20 protein-coding genes are annotated in these 23212 nt (G+C 62.9%); 4 read left to right on the forward strand and 16 right to left on the reverse strand.

Features of this window, described 5'->3' with window-relative positions; translation table 11 throughout:
- Nucleotides 1–88 precede the first annotated feature (88 nt).
- Complete coding sequence (locus JJJ17_RS04640; RefSeq protein WP_200684114.1) at nt 89–1207, forward strand: FAD-dependent oxidoreductase; 1119 nt, start codon at nt 89–91, stop codon at nt 1205–1207.
- A gap of 67 nt (nt 1208–1274) precedes the next feature.
- On the opposite strand, the gene glmM is transcribed toward JJJ17_RS04640, so the two are convergent.
- The 7 genes from glmM to JJJ17_RS04675 form a co-directional block, all read right to left on the reverse strand.
- Nucleotides 1275–2618 (reverse strand): phosphoglucosamine mutase, encoded by a 1344-nt coding sequence (gene glmM / locus JJJ17_RS04645; protein WP_200684115.1) that lies wholly within the window; start codon nt 2616–2618, stop codon nt 1275–1277.
- Nucleotides 2615–3610: a dihydropteroate synthase gene (gene folP, locus JJJ17_RS04650; protein WP_200684116.1), complete on the reverse strand. Its 996-nt coding sequence runs from the start codon at nt 3608–3610 to the stop codon at nt 2615–2617. The genes glmM and folP overlap by 4 nt, the downstream gene beginning before the upstream one ends.
- Entirely contained in the window at nt 3607–4401 is a 795-nt protein-coding gene (locus JJJ17_RS04655; RefSeq protein ID WP_234463864.1) for a dihydroneopterin aldolase, read from the reverse strand. Before JJJ17_RS04655 ends, folP begins: the two co-directional genes overlap by 4 nt.
- A 44-nt stretch (nt 4402–4445) precedes the next feature.
- Entirely contained in the window at nt 4446–5117 is a 672-nt protein-coding gene (locus JJJ17_RS04660; protein ID WP_200684118.1) for a cell wall hydrolase, read from the reverse strand.
- A gap of 296 nt (nt 5118–5413) precedes the next feature.
- Nucleotides 5414–7960 (reverse strand): putative PEP-binding protein, encoded by a 2547-nt coding sequence (locus tag JJJ17_RS04665; protein ID WP_200684120.1) that lies wholly within the window; start codon nt 7958–7960, stop codon nt 5414–5416.
- Between the two features lie 110 nt (nt 7961–8070).
- Complete coding sequence (locus tag JJJ17_RS04670) at nt 8071–8664, reverse strand: peptidylprolyl isomerase (protein ID WP_200684122.1); 594 nt, start codon at nt 8662–8664, stop codon at nt 8071–8073.
- A complete protein-coding gene (locus JJJ17_RS04675) occupies nt 8657–9163 on the reverse strand; it encodes a peptidylprolyl isomerase (RefSeq protein ID WP_200684124.1) in 507 nt (168 codons plus the stop codon). The genes JJJ17_RS04670 and JJJ17_RS04675 overlap by 8 nt, the downstream gene beginning before the upstream one ends.
- A 391-nt stretch (nt 9164–9554) precedes the next feature.
- Here JJJ17_RS04675 and JJJ17_RS04680 point away from each other — a divergent pair, with 391 nt between their 5' ends.
- Nucleotides 9555–10760, forward strand: coding sequence for a phosphoglycerate kinase (locus JJJ17_RS04680; protein ID WP_200684811.1), 1206 nt, complete (start codon nt 9555–9557; stop codon nt 10758–10760).
- A gap of 130 nt (nt 10761–10890) precedes the next feature.
- Here JJJ17_RS04680 and JJJ17_RS04685 read toward each other — a convergent pair whose 3' ends face one another.
- Entirely contained in the window at nt 10891–11454 is a 564-nt protein-coding gene (locus tag JJJ17_RS04685; RefSeq protein ID WP_200684126.1) for a hypothetical protein, read from the reverse strand.
- Between the two features lie 223 nt (nt 11455–11677).
- Here JJJ17_RS04685 and JJJ17_RS04690 point away from each other — a divergent pair, with 223 nt between their 5' ends.
- Nucleotides 11678–12604 (forward strand): class I fructose-bisphosphate aldolase, encoded by a 927-nt coding sequence (locus tag JJJ17_RS04690; RefSeq protein WP_200684128.1) that lies wholly within the window; start codon nt 11678–11680, stop codon nt 12602–12604.
- A gap of 75 nt (nt 12605–12679) precedes the next feature.
- Here JJJ17_RS04690 and JJJ17_RS20630 read toward each other — a convergent pair whose 3' ends face one another.
- From JJJ17_RS20630 to JJJ17_RS04725, 7 genes are all read right to left on the reverse strand, one after another.
- Complete coding sequence (locus JJJ17_RS20630) at nt 12680–14122, reverse strand: FGGY-family carbohydrate kinase (RefSeq protein ID WP_200684129.1); 1443 nt, start codon at nt 14120–14122, stop codon at nt 12680–12682.
- A gap of 20 nt (nt 14123–14142) precedes the next feature.
- Entirely contained in the window at nt 14143–14829 is a 687-nt protein-coding gene (locus JJJ17_RS04700) for an HAD family hydrolase (RefSeq protein ID WP_325168763.1), read from the reverse strand.
- Nucleotides 14826–16289: a mannitol dehydrogenase family protein gene (locus JJJ17_RS04705; protein ID WP_200684814.1), complete on the reverse strand. Its 1464-nt coding sequence runs from the start codon at nt 16287–16289 to the stop codon at nt 14826–14828. Before JJJ17_RS04705 ends, JJJ17_RS04700 begins: the two co-directional genes overlap by 4 nt.
- Nucleotides 16290–16353: 64 nt before the next feature.
- Nucleotides 16354–17352 (reverse strand): ABC transporter ATP-binding protein, encoded by a 999-nt coding sequence (locus JJJ17_RS04710; protein WP_200684130.1) that lies wholly within the window; start codon nt 17350–17352, stop codon nt 16354–16356.
- A 12-nt stretch (nt 17353–17364) separates the two neighbouring features.
- Nucleotides 17365–18189 carry a carbohydrate ABC transporter permease gene (locus tag JJJ17_RS04715; protein ID WP_200684131.1) on the reverse strand — a complete coding sequence of 275 codons (825 nt, stop codon included), beginning with the start codon at nt 18187–18189 and terminating at the stop codon, nt 17365–17367.
- Nucleotides 18190–18199: 10 nt separating this feature from the next.
- Complete coding sequence (locus JJJ17_RS04720) at nt 18200–19069, reverse strand: carbohydrate ABC transporter permease (RefSeq protein ID WP_200684132.1); 870 nt, start codon at nt 19067–19069, stop codon at nt 18200–18202.
- Between the two features lie 88 nt (nt 19070–19157).
- Complete coding sequence (locus JJJ17_RS04725; protein WP_200684133.1) at nt 19158–20474, reverse strand: ABC transporter substrate-binding protein; 1317 nt, start codon at nt 20472–20474, stop codon at nt 19158–19160.
- Between the two features lie 581 nt (nt 20475–21055).
- Here JJJ17_RS04725 and JJJ17_RS04730 point away from each other — a divergent pair.
- Nucleotides 21056–22132 carry a hypothetical protein gene (locus JJJ17_RS04730; protein WP_200684134.1) on the forward strand — a complete coding sequence of 359 codons (1077 nt, stop codon included), beginning with the start codon at nt 21056–21058 and terminating at the stop codon, nt 22130–22132.
- A gap of 175 nt (nt 22133–22307) precedes the next feature.
- On the opposite strand, the gene JJJ17_RS04735 is transcribed toward JJJ17_RS04730, so the two are convergent.
- Nucleotides 22308–22955 (reverse strand): GntR family transcriptional regulator, encoded by a 648-nt coding sequence (locus tag JJJ17_RS04735; protein WP_200684135.1) that lies wholly within the window; start codon nt 22953–22955, stop codon nt 22308–22310.
- Between the last annotated feature and the right edge of the window lie 257 nt (nt 22956–23212).

Consider the following 23212-nt stretch of genomic DNA (forward strand, 5'->3'; position numbering starts at 1 on the left):
GGTCTTTGCGGACCGGCACCGGACCACAGGATGCGCCGTCGATCCAACTGGTCGGCGGCGTATCGATTCCTGAAGGCAGGGCAGGGGCATGCAGCAAGAATATCAGGCTGTGATCATTGGCGCGGGCATCGCCGGATTGACGACGGCGCTTGCACTGGCCCGGCGCGGCATCCGGACCCGCGTGCTGGAACGCGCGCCCGAACTGTCCGAGATCGGCGCCGGATTGCAGCTTTCCCCGAATGCGGTGCGGGTGCTGGATGCCCTTGGTCTGGCGGCAGCACTGGACGCGGTCTCATTGCCCAGTCGCGCGGTGCATCTGCGCGATGCCTCGGGCGCGACCGTCCTGCGGCTGGACATGCAGCGTCACCGCCCCGATGCGCGCTACCGCCTGATCCACCGCGCCCGGCTGATCGAGATTCTGGCGGCGGCGGCTCGCGATGCAGGGGTGGAGATCCAGCTTGACCAGCCCGTCGAGGCCTTACCGGACGCGCCGCTGATCATCGGTGCCGATGGTCTGCACAGTCGCACCCGGCAGCACCTCAACGGACGTGAAGTGCCGTTCTTCACCGGCCAGACGGCATGGCGCGCGGTGATTGCCGATGATGCCAGCGATGCCCCCGAAGCACAGGTCTTCATGGGCCCCGGTCGGCATCTGGTCAGCTATCCTCTCGCCTCGGGCCTGCGCAATCTGGTCGCCGTGCAAGAGCGGCGCGACTGGCAGGATGAAGGCTGGTCGCATCGGGATGACCCCGAAAACCTGCGCCACGCTTTCGCGGCGTTCGGCGGCCCGGTGCCGGACTGGCTGGCCCGCGTGCAGCAGACGCATATCTGGGGGCTCTTCCGGCACGAGGTCGCGCGTATCTGGCAGGACGGCACCCATGTCCTGATCGGCGATGCCGCGCATTCCACCCTGCCATTCATGGCCCAAGGGGCATGCATGGCCATCGAAGACGCATGGCTTCTTGCCGCATGCCTGACTGACGCGGATCAACCCGCCGCGCTTGCCCGGTTCGAGGCGCTGCGCAAACCAAGGGTCACGCAGATCGTCGCGGCGGCAAATGCCAATGCGCGCAATTATCATCTGACCGGCGCAAAACGCCTTGCCGCCCATACCGCCCTGCGCCTCGCAGGCCGCATTGTGCCACGCCGCGTCCTGTCCCGCTTTGACTGGATCTATGACTACGATCCGGCAACAGAAATCCGCTGACTGGCCTGCGTTGGTCCGAAAATATCCCGGGGGGGGGGCGCGGGGGGCTGGCCCCCCGCCTGCGGGATCAGGCAGCCTTCTCGACCGCCGCGACGATCCCATCCACCACTTCGCGCAGCAGATGTTCGTTTTCTGCTTCCGCCATCACGCGGATCAACGGCTCGGTCCCCGATTTGCGGATCAGCACCCGGCCGGTCCCGGCCAGCTTCGCCTCGGCCTCGGCGATGACGCGGCGCACCTCGTCCGCCGACAGCGGATCGGCCCCGGCGGCATAGCGCACATTCTTCAGAAGCTGCGGCACCGGATCGAATTGCGCCGCAAGCACGCTGGCGCTGTCGCCGGATTCGGCCAGCGCGGCAAGGAATTGCATCGCCGCGATCAGCCCGTCGCCGGTCGTCGCGTAATCGGTCATCACGATATGGCCCGACTGTTCGCCGCCCAGATTGAAGCCGCCCTCGCGCATCCGCTCGACCACATAGCGGTCGCCGACGCGGGTCCGTTCCAGTCGCAAACCGCGACGTTCCAGATAGTGCTCAAGGCCCAGATTCGACATCACCGTCGCCACCAGCGCATCACCCTGCAACCGGCCCTGTTCCGCCCATCGCGCCGCCATCAGCGCCATGATCTGATCGCCATCGGCGATCCGGCCCTTTTCGTCGATGATGATCACCCGGTCGGCATCGCCATCCAGCGAAATCCCAAGATGCGCGCCATGTTCCAGAACCGCCGCCGCGCAAGCCTCGGGGTGGGTCGAGCCGACACCGGCATTGATGTTGTACCCGTCAGGCTTCACGCCCAATGGGATCACATCCGCGCCCAGTTCCCACAGCACCTCGGGCGCAGCCTTGTAGGCCGCCCCATTCGCGCAATCGACCACGACCTTCAGCCCGTCCAGCCGACGCCCAGACGGGAAGGTGGTCTTGGCATATTCGACATAACGCCCGCGACCGTCATCGATCCGCTTCGCCCGACCGATATTCTGCGGTTGCGAGGGCTCGATCTCGCCCGCGACAATCGCCTCGATCTCTGCCTCGGCCTCATCGGACAGCTTGAAGCCGTCGGGGCCGAAGAATTTGATACCGTTATCCTCGGCTGGGTTGTGGCTGGCCGAGATCATGATGCCCAGATCGGCCCGCATCGAGCGGGTCAGGAAACCCACGGCAGGCGTCGGCACCGGGCCCAGCAGCAGCACGTTCATGCCGGTCGAGGTCAGCCCGGCGGTCAGCGCGTTTTCCAGCATATAGCCCGACAGCCGCGTATCTTTGCCGATCACCACCCGATGCACGTTATGCCCGTCGCGCCGGAAATACCGGCCCGCCGCCGCGCCCAGACGCAGCGCCATTTCGGCCGTCATCGGATGGGTATTGGCACGCCCGCGTACGCCGTCAGTGCCGAAAAGACCTCTGCTCATCTTTGCCCCGTTTCGTCCTTGTTAAGAGCCTGCCACAACCGCAGCCCCTGTCTTATCTCTGCCACGTCATGAACGCGGTGGATCTGCACCCCCTGATCCAGCGCGGCAAGCGTCACTGCAAGCGTTCCGGGCAACCGCGCCGCCGCATCTGCGGCCTGCCCGATCTCGCCGATAAACCGCTTGCGCGAGACGCCCAGCAGGATGACGCAGCCGAGTCCATGATACAGCGAAATCCGCCGCAATAACGCAAGATTATGAACGGTGTTCTTGCCAAATCCGATACCCGGATCGATCACGATTTGCTGTCTTGCGATCCCGGCATTCTCGGCGCGCAAAATCCGCTGTTCCAGCGCGTCATAGACGTCCAGCAGCACGTCATCATAGCGCGGATCGTCCTGCATATGCGCGGGCAGGCCCTGCGCATGCATCAGACAGACCGGCACCTTCGCCTCTGCCACCAGCGCCGCCAGCCCCGGATCGAAATCAAAGCCGGATACGTCGTTGATCAGGGTCGCCCCCGCCTCCAGAGCCGCACGCGCAACGGCGGATTTCCGGGTATCTGCCGAGACCGGAACCCGCCCGGCCATCTGCCGGATCGTGGGCAGGATACGGGCGATCTCGTCACCGACCGCAACTTCCTCTGCCCCCGGACGCGTGGATTCGCCGCCGATATCCAGAATATCCGCGCCCTCGGTCAACAACCGCTCGGCCTGCGCCACCGGATCATAGGCGCCGCCGTCAGAGAAGCTGTCGGGCGTGGCGTTGACGATGCCCATGATCTGCGGGCGATCCATCGCCAGGCCAGCAATCGCGGGCCGGGGCGCGGTCAGTGCGGCGATGACCTCATCCGGGGCGCTGTCGCTTAGCCGGGGGGCGTGACCACGCTGCAAAACCTCGAACTGCGAAAACCCGGCCCAGCCGCCGACCAACCGATAGCGCGGCGCGGGCCCCTGATCGGGGATCGGGCGGTAATAAAGCCGGTTCGGGCTCATGCCGGGGTGATCCTGCCGATCGGCAGTGTCAGATCTTCGGGAGTGACGGGCAGGGTCGCGTCTGCAGGTAGAACAATATCCAGCCCGGTCGCCTTCAGCCGCCGCGCCAGCCAGAATGCCAGCGCTTCCGGCGTCTGCCCGGCTTCCGGCGCGTCCGAGGCAAGGCGCGTCGGTGCCCAGACGACGGGCTGGCCCGCACGGATTGCGGCATCAAGCTCGGTCCGGGTCTCGGCGACTTCGAGGCCAAGCGCGGCAGAGAGCGTCCACGCCGCCTGATCTAGCGCCAGCAGGACCACCCGGCGCAAAGCGGCATCGGGCAAAGGCAGGCCGGGGGCGTGGGGCAGGATGACCGCCGCCGCATCCGGCGCGGCACCGGGATTGCCAAGAATCAGCCGGACCGGCAGCACGTCCTGTTCGACATCGACGCGACCGGCATCGCGGCTGATGGTGACGCCAAGCGCGCCGGGGCCACGGTCGAGCTTTTCGACCGTCACCTCGATCCGCGCGGCGCGGGGATGGGCCAGCACTTCGGCGGCGATCTTTTCCGCCAAGGTCTCGACCAGATTGTAACGTTGATCGGCCAATGCGGTCGCGATCGCCTCGGTCAGCACGTCATAGGACAGGATGCGGTCGACGTGATCATCGACCCCGCTGACGGGATCGCGCAAATCGACGGTAAGATTGAAGCGAAGGCGCTGATCGCGGCCGCGTTCGGACTGAAACGCCCCGATTTCGGTGGCGAGGATATAGTCCTTCAGATGGATACGGTCAGGCTGTGTCATAGACGCCATTCACCGCAAATCCGGGCGGCAGGCAAGCCTGTCTGCGACCCCGGTCAGTTAGAGGCGACGCGCTGGCCGCCGCGACGATAGAAAATATGCTGCCCGATCTGCACCGTGCGGGTGAACCGGCTGGACCAGTCGGGACGCACCGAGGGCGTATGGAAATAGGTCGCACCATCGGTCAGGACGCGCGGCGCACCGGACAGTGCGGCCTTGGCCACGTCGCGGGCGCGCAGATAGGCGGCCTTGTTGTTGATCGGCTTGCGACCACCGATCGTATAGCTGAACTGTGCCGGCTGGTTGATCACGCCACAGACGGTCGAGGGGAAAGACCGGCTTTCCACCCGATTCAGGATCACTTCGGCGACGGCGGCCTGACCCTGACGGCTTTCGCCGCGTGCTTCGTGATAGACCGCTTCTGCAAGGCAATTCAGGTCCTGTTCGGTGAACCGACCCTGGGCGTAGGCCTGAAAAAGTTCGGCCACTTCCGCCTCGTCATGATTTTCTTGCGCAGCCGGATTTTCCACCTTCACAGGTTCGACATCCGTGTATAGAAGCGGCTGCGAGCGAGCGGTTGCAAGCGGCGTTTGCAGGCCCGAAAGGGCACCGACATCCGACGAAAACAGCGAACCATTGCCACCGGCAACGGCCCCCGTCGTGTTGATCGTGATAGCGGCGGTTGCAACAAGGCAAACCGGAACCAGCCGCTTGAACAGCGTTTTCATGTCCAATCCTATAACCGTGTCTGGTTGACAGGTCGTAAATGGCGCGCGGGCAGCGTTCGCCTTGCGCAGGTGTCAAGCAGGATGATTAGTGTTTTCGACACAGTCCGGACCATGACACAGCCGCGTGAGGCCCCGTTCGCCCTCGGAATCGGCTAATTCAGGCGACAAACTGCCGACGCCTTCATGGTGAACTGGCAAGTTTCGGTAAAATTGCGCCAAATTTGGTCCGTTTCGGACGTAATTTGAACAACTTGGAGTAGAAAAATTCTGCGAATCGCGTCGAATCGTTCAGCGGTTCACAGGTCGGTCGGCGCGCGCAATTTGGCCCGCAATGTCGCCTGTGCGGCGGCAAGGCGGGCGACCGGAACCCGGAAGGGCGAACAGGATACGTAATTCATGCCCGCCGCGTGGCAGAAGGCGATTGATTCGGGATTGCCGCCATGTTCGCCGCAGACCGAGATGGTGATCTTGCGGTTCTGGCTGCGCGCACGCTGCACCCCGGTCAGAAGCAGTTCGCCCACACCGTCTTCGTCAAGAATATGGAACGGATCTTCGGCATAGACGCCTTGCCCGACATAGGTGCCCATGAACCGGCCCGCATCGTCGCGGGACAGGCCGTAGGTCATCTGGGTCAGGTCGTTCGTGCCGAAGGACAGGAAGGTGCAATGCGCGGCGATGTCGCCAGCACGCAGGGCCGCGCGCGGGGTTTCGACCATGACGCCCAGCCGATAGGTGAAATCGACCCGGCGGTCGTTTCTGACGGCGGCGGCAACGGCGTCGATCCGGTTCTGCACCAGCTCGACCTCGCGCATGGCCGAGACCAGCGGGATCATGATTTCGGGCACCACAGGATCGCCGCTGCGACTGGAATCGATGGTCGCCTCGAAGATCGCCCGCGCCTGCATGTCGTAGATTTCCGGCACGGTAATGCCCAGACGGACGCCGCGCATGCCCAACATCGGGTTGAACTCGGACAAAGCATCGACGCGGCGGGTCACGTCCGACAGCGGCAGGTCCAGCGACTGCGCCAATTCGTGCAGACCTTCGCGGTCATGCGGCAGAAATTCGTGCAAGGGCGGGTCGAACAGCCGGATCGTCACTGGCAAGCCTGCCATGATCTCGAACAGCTCGCCGAAATCCTGCCGTTGCATCGGCAAGATCCGCTCCAATGCAAGGCGGCGGTCTTCCGGCGTATCGGCGAAGATCATCTCGCGCATGGCTGGCAGACGCTCGCCGTCGAAGAACATATGCTCGGTCCGGCACAGCCCGATGCCCTGCGCCTTGAAGTTCAGCGCCATCCGCGCATCCTCGGCGGTGTCGGCATTGGCGCGCACCACCATATCGCTTTCCGCGTCGGCCCAGTCGAGAAGCTGGTTGAAACTGTCGTCCAGCGCCGGGCCAAGCAAGGCTGCGCTGCCCGCCAGAACCTCGCCCGAGGTGCCGTCGATGGTGATCTCGTCACCCTCGTTCAGTACGCGACCACCCGCCCGAATGGTCCGGGCGCGGCTGTCGATGCTGATGCCGCTGGCGCCGACGATGCAGGGCTTGCCCATGCCGCGCGCGATCACGGCGGCATGGCTGGTGGTGCCGCCGCGTTCGGTCAGCACGGCGACCGAGGCATGCATGCCACGGATATCCTCGGGCACGGTTTCGCGGCGGACAAGCACGCAGGCTTCGTCCCGCGCCGCCGCTGCCTGCGCCGCAGAAGCCGAGAACACGATCCGCCCGGTCGCAGCGCCGGGGCTGGCATTGATGCCACGGGCCAGAACCTCGCGCGGGGCGCGGGGATCGACCTGATGGTGCAGAAGATCAGTCAGGGCGCGCGGTTCGACCCGCATGATCGCCTCGGCGGTCGAGATGATGCCTTCCCGGGCCAGCGCCACCGCCACCCGCACACTGGCGCGCGAACTGCGCTGCACCCGCGTTGCATCGATGATCGAGATCCTGCCATCGGTGATCACGAACTCGATCTGCATTTCCTCGCGCAGACGCTCGCGCGCGGCGATGCCGAAGCGCAGCAGATCGCCGAAAAGCTCGGGCGAGGCTTCCTCAAGCGAGGGACCGCGCTCATCCCGGTTCAGATACAGGGTTTGTGCGCCCGCGCCGATTGCGCCGCCATGATGCTGGCCACGAAAACGGCCGGTGACGCGCGGCGTGCCGGTGACCGAGTCGATGAATTGGATCGTGCCCGAGCCGCAAAGACCGGGCCCAAGCGCAGGCGCCATATCCTGCACCACCAGCCCCAGAGGCGCATCGGCGGGCGCGCCCTTGGCCTGCCGCAGAAGCCGCGCCGTCGGGCCGTCCCATGCCCGCGCCATCGAGCGCAGAACCTCGGCCAACTGAATCACCGGGTCCTGCGGGAACGGCGCTTCCATCTCGTCCTGATAAAGCTTCAGGGCCTCGGCAAGGGCATCCGGCCCGTCCTGGCTGAACATCTCGGGGTCGAGGCGGGCGATGTTGGTGGCATAGCTTTGAACGAAATTCAGATAGATCGCGTCGGCATTGTCCTGACCGATCCGCTTGGCCAGTTGCGCATGAACCTGATCGTTGATGCCCACGTTCAGAACCGTGCGCGGCCCGCCCCAATCCGGTTTCACCGCCGAGGGGCGCACGCTGACCAGCCCGTTGCCTTCGACGAAGACCCCGTGCAACTGATCGACCGGCAGGCGATGCCCGGCTGCGATAGAGCTGACAGTGGCGGCGGGAATGGCGAAGCTGCGGGGAACGGGAAGGTCGATCCGCACAAGACGCTGCAGACATTTCGCGCGCCAGCCGTGCCGGGCCCGATCAACCGCGGCATCGGCTGTGATTTCGGTCAGATCTGGCAGGTCGCGCTTTTCCATGTTGCGGCAAGATAGGCGCTGCCACATCGATGCTGCAAGTGCGAAAAGGGGGCGTTCCCGCCCCCTTTATCAGTGATTTGACGCTTTTCGGGCGCAAACCTGCGGCTGGATCACTCGACGATGGTGACTTTCAGCATGTAGTCGGGCTCTTCGACCGAGCCATTGGCGGCAGCATCGCCCTTTTTGATCGCGCTCAGCACGTCCCACCCTTCGACCAGTTGCCCGACGACGGTGTATTGACCGTCAAGGAACGGGGCCGGGGCCAAGTCGATGAAGAACTGGCTGTTGGCGCTGTTCGGGTCTTGCGCGCGGGCCATGCCGACGGTGCCTGCATCGAAGCTGACATCGCCGAATTCGGCATCAAGATCAGGTAGATCCGATCCGCCCATCCCGGCGCGAGAGGTATCGCCGTCCTGTTTGCCATGCTCGACATCGCCGGTCTGGGCCATGAAGCCGTCGATCACGCGGTGAAAGACGACGCCGTCATAGGCACCGGCTTTCGCCAGTTCGACCAGACGCGCGACATGGTTCGGGGCCTTGTCCTCAAGCAGATCCAGCGTGATCGTACCTTTGGAGCTGCCATCTGCGGCGGCAACCTCGATCACCATGTTCGGGCCGGGGCCGTCGGCATGGGCGGGGGCGTCCTGCGCGACGGCGGCGGTGGCGGTCAGCAGGAAAGCCGGGATCAGAAGCGCCTTATGCATCGGCGGCCACCTTGACCGAGATCATGCGGTCGGGGCTTGAAGGCGGCTCGCCCCGGACGATCTTGTCCACATGCTCCATCCCCTCGATCACCCGGCCATAGACGGTGTATTGACCGTTGAGGAAGTGGTTGTCTTTGAAATTGATGAAGAATTGGCTGTTCGCGCTGTTCGGGTTCTGCGACCGTGCAGCGCCAAGCGTGCCGCGGTCATGCGGCAGTTTGGAAAACTCGGCCGGAAGATCCGGCAGGTCCGAGCCGCCGGTGCCGGCGCGACCGGCATTCCAGCCCTTTTCCATATTGGCATTGGCGACATCGCCGGTCTGGGCCATGAAGCCGTCGATCACCCGGTGGAAGGCCACGTTGTCATAGGCTCCGGCGCGGGCCAGTTCCTTCATGCGCTCGGCATGTTTCGGGGCCACATCTGTCAGCAGCTCGATGACGACGGGACCATCCTTTAGCTCGATGATGATGGTGTTTTCGGGGTCTTTGATGTCGGCCATCCGGCCCTCCTTTGCCACGTTCGCCTTCCGACTTAGGCCCTTGCAGGGATCAGTGCAACGCGCAAGGCGGTGAGCCGCCGATCACCATCCGCTCAGCTTCGGGTGATCGGCGGCGCAACGGGGGGCGGGCGTTGCAACGGGTATTTTCGCAACGAAGAAGCGGCAAGAAGCGCCGGACCAGCAAATGCTGGGTTTTTTGCTGCACGGGGCGTGCACCGGGCAAGCACTGAATGTGCACAGGCTGTACACAGCTTGCGAACGGTGGGTGTTGCGCGGGGCGATTTCGGGCGAAATGGGCTTCGGTTGGCCCTCACGGTTTTGTCACTGTTGACGCCGGGCCGCCCATGCGGGACAAGCCCTCAACGCGTTAAAGCCGAGGGGCATGAGTGATATGGCAAAGTTCAACACCATTGATGACATGGATCTTGACGGGAAGGTGGTTCTGACCCGCGTCGATCTGAACGTTCCGGTCGAAGCGGGGCGAGTGACCGACACCACCCGGATCGACAAGATCGTGCCGACGGTGAAGGACATTCAGGCCAAGGGCGGCATTCCGGTTCTGCTGGCGCATTTCGACCGGCCCAAGGGCAAACGCGTGGACAGCATGAGCCTGCAGCAAATCCTGCCCGCGCTCGAGGCGGCGCTGGGTCAGCCGGTGGCCTTTGCCGAGGATACGATCGGCGGTCCGGCCAAGCGCGTCGTAGCGGCTTTGCAGCCGGGTGATGTCGCGCTGTTGGAAAATACCCGCTTCCACGAGGGCGAAGAACAGAACGATCCGACCTTCGCGGCATCCATCGCGGCGCTTGGCGGGGCCTATATCAACGACGCTTTCTCGGCGGCGCATCGTGCCCATGCCTCGACCGAGGGTCTGGCGCAGCTTTTGCCCGCAGGGGCAGGGCGGCTGATGGAGGCCGAGTTGAAGGCGCTGGACGCCGCGCTTGGATCGCCGCAGCGGCCGGTGATGGCGGTCGTGGGTGGGGCGAAGGTCTCGACCAAGCTGGAACTGCTGACCAATCTGGTCGAGAAGGTCGATCATCTGGTGATCGGCGGCGGCATGGCGAACACCTTCCTTGTGGCGCAGGGCGTCGAGGTCGGCAAATCACTGGCCGAGCGTGACATGGCTGAAACCGCCCGCGCCATTCTGGACAAGGCCGCGCAGACGAATTGTGTGATCCTGCTGCCCAAGGACATCGTCGTCGCGCGCGAATTCAAGGCCGGGGCCGAGAATGAGACGCTGCCGGTCGATCAATGCCCGGCGGATGCGATGATCCTTGATGCGGGGCCGGAGACGGTGACGGCGATCCGCGAGGCGATGGAGATCTGCAAGACGCTGATCTGGAACGGCCCGCTGGGCGCGTTCGAGATCGCGCCCTTCGACCGTGCGACCAATGCGGCGGCGCAGGACGCGGCGCGGCTGACGCGCGAAGGCAATCTGATCTCGGTCGCGGGGGGCGGCGATACGGTCGCGGCGCTGAACAAGGCGGGCGTGGCGGATGATTTCACATTCATCTCGACGGCAGGCGGGGCTTTCCTTGAATGGATGGAAGGCAAGGAACTGCCGGGCGTGGCGGCGCTGGAGGCGAAGGCCCGGCGCTGAAGCAAGGGCGCTGAAGCAAGATTGAGGAACAGAGAAAGGGGCGGCGCGGGCCGCCCCTTTTTATTGGCGCAGATGGGCGCCGGTCCTTTGCTTCAATGCCGGGCCGTCCGAGACCGGGCCTGAGGCAAGATCATCTCCCAAAGAGTCCGCCGACCGTTTTCACCAAGGTCGTCACCACGCCGCCGTTCGTCGCAGGTGGCGGGGTGGGGGCAGGTTGCTGTGATGCAGCGGGTTGCGGTGTGGGTTGTGCCTCGGCCGGGACAGGGGCCGGTTCAGCGGTTGTGACAGGTGTCGGAGCAGGTGTGGGCGCGGCAGGTTCCGGCGGTGGCGGGGCGGATGCCTGCGGTGCCTCATCAGGGGCGGCGGGTGGCGCGGCGATATCGGGCGCGGGGGTGGCCGGTTCCGCTGGAGCATCGCTTTCCGCAGGGGCGATGCTTTCCGCGCTGGCGATGTGGCTGCTGGCGGCATCGCCATAGGCGCTGGTTGCGCCAAGCCACGCCTTATAGGGCGTTGACGCCTCGACCGGGGCAGCCTCTGTCACCGGCGGCAGCGGGGCGGTTTGCGGGGTTTCACCAAGCGCGGTGATCGGGCGCTGGAAAATGCTTCGCTGGTCCGCGCCGAAATCGACGAATGCGTGTTTCGTCGATCCGCCCAGAAGGACCAGATGCTGCGGGGAAATGGCAGAACTTATCACAATACGACCTCCGACAAGTTTGACTTGTTCTGCATTCCTCTATGCATATGCTCCGCATTCCGCGCCAATCTTTTGTAATTAAGGTTTTATTCATCTTTTGTGACAAACAGCGAATGGGCTGATTCTCGCGTTTTCGCGGATGTTGAAGGGTGTTAGCGTCACCAGCGTTGCCTCTGTCGCGGGCCATGATAATGAGCCGCCAACCATCAAAGGAGAGCGATCCATGCAGATGACCGATACGGTTCGGAAGATCCTGGCCAATTACGAAGGCGAGACGCCGGGCGTGAAGGCGCAACTGGCGCGGATGCTGATGACCGGCAAGCTGGCCGGCACCGGCAAGATGATCATCCTGCCGGTCGATCAGGGTTTCGAGCATGGCCCGGCGCGGTCCTTTGCCGCCAATCCTGCCGCCTATGATCCGCATTACCATTATCAGCTTGCCATCGATGCCGGTCTGAACGCCTATGCGGCGCCGCTGGGCATGATCGAGGCCGGGGCGGATACCTTTGCCGGGCAAATCCCGACCATCCTCAAGGTGAACAGCGCCAACAGCCTGATGTCGGACACGGCGGGCAAGAATCAGGCGGTCACCGCTTCGGTCGATGATGCGCTGCGTCTGGGCTGTGCGGCCATCGGCTTTACCATCTATCCGGGCTCGGACATGGCTTTGGATATGTTCGAAGAGATCGTCGAGATGCGCAAAGAGGCCGCCGCCAAGGGTGTGGCCACTGTCATCTGGTCCTATCCGCGCGGCGAGGCGATCACCAAGGACGGCGAGACCGCCATCGATGTGGCGGCCTATGCGGCCCAGATCGCGGCGCTGATCGGTGCCCATATCATCAAGATCAAGCTGTCCACCGACCATCTGATGCTGGGTGAGGCGAAGAAGGTCTATGAGGACAAGAAGATCGAGATCGCGACGCAGGCGAAGCGGGTCGAGCATTGCATGCAGGCCAGCTTCAACGGTCGCCGGATCGTTGTGTTCTCGGGCGGTGCGGCCAAGGGTGCGGATGCGGTCTTCGACGATGCCCGCGCGATCCGTGACGGCGGCGGCAATGGCTCGATCATCGGGCGGAACAGCTTCCAGCGGTCGCGTGCAGATGCGCTGGAGATGCTGCAGAAGCTGGTGGATATCTACAAAGGCGCCTGATCGGGGCCTTTGCAGGAAGAAAAGAGGGGCGCTTCGGGCGCCCCTTTTGCTTTTCGGGTCGCGGACAGCGAAGCGTTACATCCGGGCGATTTCTTCGCGATGCTGTTGCATGCGCAGGAAGATGTGCCAGTCACGTTCGCGCCGGGCGCTTTGGGCCGGGTTCGGGGTGGTCACGGTCAAAGGGCGGGCAAAGGCCGCGCGGGCGGCCTGAATACCCCCGATCAGCGGGGCAGCGGCGGCGATGGCCGAGCCGCGAAGCACCGCATCCTCGGACTGCCAGTGGATCTCGGCGCCGGTCGTGTCGGCATAGGTCTGGCGCATCAGGGCAGAGCGGGCCTGACCGCCCGCCATCGCCAGCCGTTCCGGGGCAAGGCCCATATGCCGGATCACCTGCCGGGTGCCAAGCGCGATCCCGACCGCCGCCCGCCAGTAAAGCCGGTCGAGCGAACGGGGATTGCGATCCAGCGACAGACCATGGGCGACGCCCCGGATCAGCGGGTCGGCGAAGGGGGTGCGGCTGCCCTTGAAATCGGGCAGCAAGTGCAGCTTTTCGTCGTGATCGGGGGCGGTGCCGATCCGTGCGAGAATTGCGTCATGGGTCTGCGGCTCGGGGTAAAGCTGGCGGATGGTTTCCAGTAGGGCGCCGGTCGCGGATTGACCGGCTTCCGAGACCTGCTCGCCCGGCATGATCGCGCCGGGATAGGGCCCCCAGATGCCGCGACCGGGGGAGATGTTCCGGGCCATGACGCAGTTCGAGGTTCCCGCGATCAGCGTGGGCATGCCCGGTGCCGCGCCAAGCGCGCCCGCGAAAGCGTCGATCAGACCGGCGGCGACCAGCGTTTCGCGGTCAAGGCCAAGCTCGGCCGCGCCGCGTTCCGACAGCGGGCCGATACGGCTGCCGGGCGGCAGGATCTGGCCGTCGCGGGGGAAGTTCTGGATGCCGGTCTGGATAAGCAGATCGTCCTGCCAGCCGCCACGATCCGGCAGATAGGCCCATTTGGCGGCCACCGCGCAGAGCGAGCGAGCCTCGATCCCCGTCGCGCGCCATGCAAGGTGGTCGCAAAGGTCGCGGACGCTGCGCAGATTGACCCAGATCTCGGGGTGATGGCGGACCAGCCACATCAGTTTCGGGGTCTGCATCTCGGGCGAGACCGAACCGCCCGCGCGGGTGACCACCTCATGAGCGATCTGGCTGAGTTCCGCCGCCTCGGCATGGGCGCGGTGGTCGTGCCAGGCGATCACGTCGGGCGAGAAGCCGGGGGCATCCACCACCAGCGAGCAGGTGGCGTCAAAGGCCAGCGAACTGATCTGTGAGGGGGCGGCACCGGCCATCCGGCGCGCCTCGGCCAGCGAATCCGCGACGCCTTGCCAGATTTCGGCGAAATCATGTGTGGCCTGCCCAGAGGGACCGGCGATCAGCGAAAAGCCACGGCTTGCACGGGCCAGCAATGTTCCGTCACTGGCAAACAATCCGGCACGTACACGGGCCGAGCCGACATCAACGGCGGCAAAAAGCACTATTTCCCCCGGCTCTGGCCCTAGCTCATCCGAGCCAGAGTATTGGGTAAATCGGAGGCATGTTCAATCACCGCATCCGGTTCCAGCACCGCCAGCCGCTCGGCCAGCCGCGCGCGTTCGGCATGGCTGCCGCCCAGAAAGCCGATCACCCGCATACCTGCGGCCTGCGCCGCCGTGACACCTGCCGGGCTGTCCTCGATCACCACGCAATCGGCGGGGGCGACGCCCAGTTTGTCGGCGGCGAAGAGGAACAGGTCCGGGGCGGGTTTGCCGTTCTTGACCATGGTCGAGGAATAGACGTGATCGCCGAAGAACCGGCGAAGGCCCGTCAGTTCCAGCGAAAGCTGAATCCGCTCAAAGGCGCTGGACGAGGCGACCGCATGCGGCACCCGCAATTCGGCCAGCACCTCGGCAATGCCGGGGATCGGCGTCAGCGAATCGCGAAACGCATTTTCCAGCCGAACGGAGAAATCGGGCAGGGCAGGGCGCAGATCGACATCATAGTCGCGCTGTGCCGCGTTGATCATGGTCACCGTCGAGCGGCCCAGAAATTCGCGGTAAATCCTGTCGATATCGATGGGCAGGCCCATCGCGCCAAGGACCGAAGCCCATTCCTTCGCCGCCAGCGGTTCGGAATCCACAAGGACTCCGTCGCAATCGAAAATCACCGCACCTATGCGCCCACGCTTCACGCCAAAGCCTTTCACTGCCCGAGATATGTTTTCAGCGTCGCCTCGGTCCCGTTGCTCCACAGGCGGTTCAGCCAGTCGGCGAATGCTGCGGCAAAGACCGGGTTCTGCCCCGTTCCGCCGTAGATATCCGACATTTCCAACCATGCCGAGGGGTTATTTTTCGCCCTCTGCGCGGTTTCGGTGAGCCTGTCCCAGTTAGGATCGTTCGCCTCGATCACCTGACCGGAATCCGTCACCCCGGCGCAGTAGCGGCACCAGAGCGCCGATTCCAGCGCCAGCCCGGTGATCGACAGACCCTGTTCCAGCCGGTCGGCAATCGTCGGAATGATGAATTTCGGCTGCCGGTTCGAGCCGTCAAGGCACAGCCGCCGCACGGTGTCGCCGATCTTCGGATTGGCGCAGCGTTCGGCAACCTTGGCGAAATAGGCGTCAAGATCGGTGCCGGGGACCGGGGGGACTGCGGGGATGATCTCATCCCGTTCGACCTTTTCCAGAAAGTCGCGGACCAGCGGGTTTTCCATCGCTTCGTGGACGAAATGGATGTCCATCAGCCCGGCAGGATAGGCGATGACCGCATGGCCGCCGTTCAGGATGCGGATTTTCATCAGCTCCCACGGGGTCACGTCCTCGACAAATTCGACGCCCGCTTCTTCAAGCGGCGGACGGCCTGCGGGGAAATTGTCCTCAAGCACCCATTGGGTGAAGTCCTCGCAGAAGACCGGAGCATTGTCGGGAATGCCGAAATCGTCGCGCACCATTGCCCGTTCGCGGTCCGAGGTGGCCGGGGTGATGCGGTCCACCATCGCGTTCGGGAAGGCGACATTCGCGCCGATCCAGTCGGCAAGGACCGGATCGCTGAGCCGGGCGGTTTCCACCACCGCTTCGCGGGTGACCTTGCCGTTATGGGGAATGTTGTCGCAGCACATGATGGTGAAGGGGGCATGACCGGCGATGCGACGGGCCTTCAGGCCCGCGACGATCAGGCCGAAGACGGTGCCGGGATCATCCGGATTCGCGGCATCGGCGGCGATTGCCGGATGGGCCGGGTTGAAATGCCCGGTGGTCGCGTCGATGAAATACCCGCCCTCGGTGATCGTCAGCGCGACGATGCGGATGGCGGGGTCGGTCATGGTGCCGATCAGGCGGGCCACATCGCCCGGCGCGATGAAGTCGATGATCGGGCCAAGGACGCGAGCCTCGGACGCGCCTGCCGATTGCTCGACCAGCGTGTAAAGATAATCCTGCGCGGCCAGCGTGTCGCGCATGCGGACATCGCCCGGCATGACCCCGGCACCGACGATGCCGAAATCATGCGCAAGACCCTTGTTCATCAACTGGTCCAGATAGGCCGCCTGATGAGCGCGGAAGAAGTTGCCGACGCCGAAATGCAGGATACCTGCGCTGATCGCCGCCCGGTCATAGCCCGGCACCGGCTGCGTCACCTGTGCAAGGCTGTCATTCGACAAAGCGTCCATCAGCGGCACTCCCGTCAGAGGCGCAGAGGCGCCCGATTGTCCCTGAAATCCCATTCGTCCTGTCTCAGATAGCCAGACCATTTTGGTCGAAGCGGTAAACACGGCCCTCTTGCGGGGTCAGATAAACGCGGTCGCCGTGATGCACCGGAAACTCGCCTTCGGCCCGCGCGATGATATGCGGCCCGTTGTCCAGATCGATGTGGAGGAACGTGTCCGAGCCAAGATGCTCGGCCACGCCCACCGTTCCGCCAAGCAACCCGTCGCTGGTGGACATATGGAAATGTTCGGGACGCACGCCGATGGCATGGGCACCCATCTTCGCGGCCACTTCGCCCTCGATGAAGTTCATGTTCGGGCTACCGATGAAGCCGCCGACAAAGCGGTTCGCCGGGCTGCGATAAAGTTCCAGCGGGCTGCCCACCTGTTCGATCCGGCCTGCGCGCAGCACCACGATCTTGTCGGCCATGGTCATCGCCTCGACCTGATCGTGCGTCACATAGATCATCGTCGTCGCCAGCTTCTTGTGAAGCTCGGAAATCTCGACCCGCATGTTCACCCGCAGCGCCGCATCAAGGTTCGACAGCGGCTCATCAAAGAGGAACGCGGACGGTTCGCGCACGATGGCGCGGCCGATGGCGACCCGCTGGCGCTGACCGCCCGAAAGCTGGCCCGGACGGCGATCCAGATAATCGGTGAGGTTCAGGATGCCTGCCGCGTGCTGGACACGCTTTTCACGCTCTGCCTCGGGCATCTTCGCCATCTTCAGCGGGAAGGCGATGTTCTTGCGCACCGACATATGCGGGTAAAGCGCATAGGACTGAAACACCATTGCCAGCCCGCGTTTGGCGGGCGAAGCGTCGGTGACGTTCTTGCCGTCGATCATGATCTGGCCGTCGGTCACATCTTCCAGCCCGGCGATCAGCCGCAGCAGCGTCGATTTCCCGCAGCCCGAGGGGCCGACGAAGACGACGAACTCGCCCTCGTTGATTTCCAGATCGACGCCGGGAATGACCTCGACCTCGCCAAAGGCCTTGCGGACCGATTTGAGCGTAATGCTTCCCATTGCTCCTACCCCTTATTTCACCGCGCCGAAGGTCAGGCCGCGTACGAGTTGTTTCTGGCTGAACCAGCCCATGATCAGGATCGGGGCGATGGCCATCACCGATGCTGCCGAAAGTTTTGCCCAGAACAGGCCCTGCGGGCTGGAGAACGAGGCGATGAAGGCCGAAAGCGGCGCCGCATTCGTGGTCGTCAACTGGATGGTCCAGAAGCTTTCGTTCCACGCCAGGATGATGTTCAAAAGCAGGGTCGAGGCGATGCCCGGCACCGCCATCGGCGTCAGGACGTAAACGATCTCTTGCCCAAGCGTGGCGCCGTCCATCCGCGCGGCTTCAAGGATCTCGCCCGGAATTTCGCGGAAATAGGTGTAGAGCATCCAGACCACGATCGGCAGGTTGATCAGCATCAGCATGACCGTCAGGCCGATCCGCGTGTCCATCAGCCCGGTGCGCAGGAAGATCAGGTAGATCGGCACCAGCACCGCGACCGCAGGCATCATCTTGGTGGACAGCATCCACATCAGGATGTCCTTGGTCCGTTTGGTCGGCGAAAAGGCCATCGCCCAGGCCGCCGGGATCGCCACGATCAGCGCAAGGATGGTCGAGCCGACGGCGATGATGACCGAGTTCATGAACGGGCGGATATAGTTGTATTGGGACTGCACGTCCTCGTAGCTTTGCAGCGTGAAGGATGGGATCAGGTTGAAGCCCGAGATCGCCTCTTGTTCGGTCTTCAGGCTGGTGATGATCGTGTAGAGGATCGGAAAGAAGATCAGCAGGGCGACGAACCATGCGGCGATCGTGTAGCCGATCTTGGTATTGCGGGATACTGCGCGTGCCATGGTGCGTTCCTCAATCCAGGTTCTTGCCGACGGCGCGCATCAGGAAGATGGCGACGATATTTGCCAGAATGACCGCGATGATCCCGCCTGCCGCTGCTCCGCCGATGTCAAAGTTCAGACGTGCGGCGCGGTAGATCAGATAGGTCAGGTTGGTCGAGGCATAGCCGGGGCCACCATTGGTGGTCACAAGGATCTCGGCATAGACGCCCAGCAGGAAGATCGTCTGGATCAGGATCACCACAGTGATCGCCCGCGACATATGCGGCAGGGTCAGGTGGGTGAAACGGGCAAAGGCGCTGGCGCCGTCCATCTCGGCCGCCTCGACCTGCTCGCCGTCAAGCGATTGCAGCGCGGTCAGCAGGATCAGCGTGGCGAAGGGCAGCCATTGCCAGGCGACGATCAGGATGATCGACAGCAGCGGATATTGGGCGAACCAGTCCACCGGCGTCGCGCCGAAGAATTTCGCGATATCGGCAAAGACCCCGTAGCTGGGATGCATGATCATGTTCTTCCAGATCAGCGCGGCCACCGGCGGCATGACGAAAAAGGGCGAGATCACCAGAATGCGGACGATGCCCTGACCGAAGATCGGCTTGTCGATCAGCAGGGCGATGGCGATGCCGCCGCAGACGGTGATCAGCAGCACGCCAAGGACCAGAACCAGCGTGTTCCAGATCGACTGGAAGAAGGCGGGGTCAGTGTAGAAATACTGGTAATTGAACCAGCCGGCCCAGCTTGTCGTGCCGGGGCTGAGCAGGTTGTAATTCAAAAACGAATAGTAAAGCGTCATCCCAAGCGGAACGAGCATCCAGATCAACAGCAAGATGATCGCAGGTGCGCGCATGAGCCTGGCGAGGCTTTGTGTCTGACGTGTCGCCATCGCTGGTTCCCTCCTCCGGCATGGCGCGGATCGCAGCCTTGCCCCGAAAAATTTGCGCCGCCCGAGGGAGGTCGGGCGGCGCGACCACTTACTTGATGTAACCGGCGCGGGTCATCTCGCGTGTGGTGTTGGCTTGCGCTGCTGCCAGCGCATCGGTTGCCGACATCTGGCCCGCCAGAGCTGCCGAGAACTGCTGACCGACTGCCGTGCCGATGCCCTGGAATTCAGGGATCGCGACGAACTGGCCACCCGTATAGGGGATGTCCTGAACCGAGGATTTCTGCGTATTGGCAGCCTCGATCGCGGTCAGGGTCATGGCAGCGAAGGGTGCTTCGGCCTGATATTCCGCGTTCTCATACAGCGAGGTCCGCGTGCCCGGAGGTGCCGCGCGCCAGCCTTCGGCGGCTGCGACTTCTTCGGTATAGGCTTTGCTGGTCGCCCATGCGACGAACTTCTTCGCCGCGTCGGGCGAGTTGGACGAGGACGGGATCGCAAGGCTCCATGCCCACAGCCAGTTGCCGTGGTTGTCAACGCCGTCCTTGTTCGGGAACTTGGCGAAGCCGACCTTGTCAGCCACGGTCGAGTTGGCCGGATCGGTCACGAAGCTGGCTGCGACGGTGGCGTCGATCCAGATACCGCATTTGCCCTGCTGGAACAGCGACAGGTTTTCGTTGAAGCCGTTCGAGGACGCGCCCGGCGGACCGTAATTGGTCATCAGGTCCAGATAGTCGGTCAGCGTCTCGTTCCATTCGGCGCTGTCGAATTGCGGGTTCCATTCGGGATCGAACCAGCGTGCGCCATAGCTGTTGGACATGGCGGTCAGGAAGGCCATGTTCTCGCCCCAACCCGGCTTGCCACGCAGGCAGATACCATAGGTTTCGCTGCCCTTGTCGGTCATCGCTTCGGCGGCGGCCTTGATCTCGGTCCAGGTCGGGTTTTCCGAAATGGTCACGCCAGCGGCTTCGGCCAGATCGGTGCGATACATGACCATCGCCGATTCAGCATAGAAGGGCACCGCATAAAGCGTGTCTTCGACCGAAAGCGCCGCGCGGACCGGCGGCAGCAGATCGTCCACATCGTAATCGTCGCCCAGATCGTCAAGCGCGACCAGCCAGTCCTGTGCGGCCCAGATCGGAACCTCGTAGGTGCCGATGGTCAGCACGTCATACTGACCGCCGCTGGTGGCGATGTCGGTGGTCACACGCTCGCGCAGGATATTTTCCTCCAGCGTCACCCATTCCAACTGGATGTCGGGATTCGCATCGGTGAAGGACTTCGTCATCTTCTGCATGCGGATCATGTCGCCGTTGTTCACGGTCGCGATGGTGATGGTCTCGGCCACTGCCGGGAACACCAGCGCAGTCGCTGCACAGGCCCCCATCAAAGAGCGCCACATCATGCTCATCAGGCTATCCTCCCCTAGGATAAGTAAATGCCAAACTGGTGGGCAAATGCTCACATATTGGTCGCGTGAATGTCAAGGTCTCGTGGAGCGTGGCCTGAAACTTTGTTCGGGGCATGAAAAAATTGCTCAGCGGCAAGGGGATGGGCTGAATTTCGCTCAAAACGAGCAAATTGGAATGGTGCGGGCGTGTCGCCTGAGGTGGATCGGAGTCGGGCGAATCGAGCAGAAAGGTCGTGGCGATGCGGTGGGATATGCAGGCTGGTGGCTGGGCTGGGCTGTTGATCGCGAGGCGCTACATTCACGCGACTCTCTCAGCGCGAAGGGCTCAATGTGGTCTTTTGAACCGCGGGCGTTGTTTGCATGTTCAGCAGAGCAGGCGGTCCGGGCCGGTCGTCGGACCAAACTATAGAATACGTCGTTTGCAGACCGCACGACTGTTGTGCACCGCAAGCGCCACGCCAGAAGACGGACGGTTCTCTGGATCGTAGTGAATCCGGACCTTCGCCGTACCTTGCAAGGAGATTCTTTGCAGATAATTCTACATAACGGAATGTGGCGGTTTTGTTTAACAGGAGAATTGAATGAAGTCGATTGGGATCATTCCACGAGACCGGCTGGTTCATATGCCAAGGCGCTACCATGCGCGGCATGAGTTCTGTTTTCATCTGCACGATCTCATGGTTGGACTACTGGTGCAGATGGAGAGTACACGTGCCGGCGACGTCAAAATTGATCTTGCTGAGGGCGATCAGGAAAGGCTGGATAATAGCCCGCATGTACTCGATTTCCTTGCGGCCTCAGGACGGGGCGAGATCGAGCGACGGATCGTCGTGAATCATATGGCGATCGCGCTCTACGCCGACTTGCTACATTTCGTCTACGAAGCCCTTCGGGCGTTGGAGAAGCGCAAATTCGCTGTTGCCTTTTCACTGCTCCGCAAACCTTTCAAGGAAAGCCTGCTGATCGCCGCACAGATTTGCGTCGACGAAACTGCCCTGTTTGCGAAGCTCAAGAGTGATGCTGCAAACCTGCTCAACCGAAGAGAGCTGGACGAGCAGCGGACGAGACAACTCCTCAAAGATGCGATCTCGGTGGCGTGCAAAGGGCCGTGCATTGTTCAAGCCGATACGGTGTACGACACAGTCTTTGACCGGAAGAACGCGCTCGGGCTCGCGGGACTCTTTGATAAGGCGACCCATCTCATCACGGAAAACAGCCAAATTCGAACAGAGAACTACAACATAAATTTCATTTTCAAGAATCCGTCAGACGACGATGTGTATTCGGGAGAAACCTATCAGCAGATCGCAATGGTGCTGCAGTTTCTCGCTCTCATGCAGATCAATCTTTACGGTCGCATGACTGAGATCAGCCGCCACCATCGCAATTGGCTGCTCTTCACTTCGCTGGGAACATTCGAGGCTCTGTTTGCCTCTGGCAGCGCACCTATTACCCGGTTCGTACGTTCCGCTTTTGGTGAGCTTCTTAAATGCGGCTTATGTGAGAAACGTATGCGGCTATTAAAGACGGACGCGCCACGTTTCTTTATTGCCGAACGGATAGAGTGTTCCGAATGCGGCGTTGATCAAGGCTTTCCGTTCGGCTGGCTTCTATCTCAGTTCGACATAAACGTCTTCGACGAGGAGAACGCGGATTGAAGCGGACATCTGCGCCTTTCATAGCGAATGCCCATCGCTCGTTTTTCAACTCAATAGTGCTGCGAAACCGAAAGAAGTCCACGCGAGAGAAGCGGACGACCGTTTCGTCCCGCAGATCTAACATCTCCTCGCGGGCGGCATCTCCATGCCGCTCTACCGCGTCATGCGGCGACCCTCACCCTAACCTTGCAAACGCCGCCATCACCGCGCGCTCTGACTGGTCCAGATATTCGGCCAATATCTGCGAGGCTTCCTCGGGATTGCCCGCTTCCAGCGTCGTAAGGATCTGGCGGTTCCGTTCGATATAGGGGCGGTGTAGCATCTCGGGGCTGTCGAGAAGGCCGAAGGCCAGTCGCAACTCCACCACGATCCGCGCGAAGAACGAGATCAGGCGGGGGCTGTCGGTCAGCGCCACGATGCCCATGTGGAAATCCATATTGGCGCTGCCGACGCCGCGCCAGTCGTCCTTTGCGCGCAACGCCTCGGCCCGTTCCACCGCCTCGCGCATCCGGGCAACCGCCTGATGGCGGGGCCATGCCTGTGCCAAAGCCGGAATCTCGATCAGGCGGCGGACGCGGAAGATGTCCAGCGTCGAGGCCATCGAGGGCGTCGCCACATACATGCCGCGATTGGGTTCGTGTTCCAGAATGCCGTCGCGGGTCATCAGCCGGAACGCCTCGCGCAGCGTGTTCCGCGAGATGCCCAGTTCCGCCGACAGCTTCGCCTCGGACAGTTTCTGTCCCGCCGTCAGTCTGCCATGCGCGATCTCTTCGCGGATGCGGGCCGCGGTTTCTTCGGCAAGGCTGGGCGGCAGTTCGGTCATTCGGCACCTGTCATCATTCACGCGGTCAGGACCGGCAAAAGCCACAAATGCCCTGATTCGCGGTTTTACCCGGAAAATCGGGCCATGGAACCAGTCGAGAGGACGAATTTGCACAGGTTGTGATTGCGAAACGGGCAAGTCAAGGGATTGTCTTGGTCTTATTGTTCAACAATTTAGTATAAAGTGTCACATAATTGTTGACGGATCGCCCCTCTGACCTCACAGTTTCAGCGGCAACGAATAAAAATCACCACTCC

This window comes from Paracoccus caeni, from assembly GCF_016629665.1.
Lineage (GTDB): Bacteria > Pseudomonadota > Alphaproteobacteria > Rhodobacterales > Rhodobacteraceae > Paracoccus > Paracoccus caeni.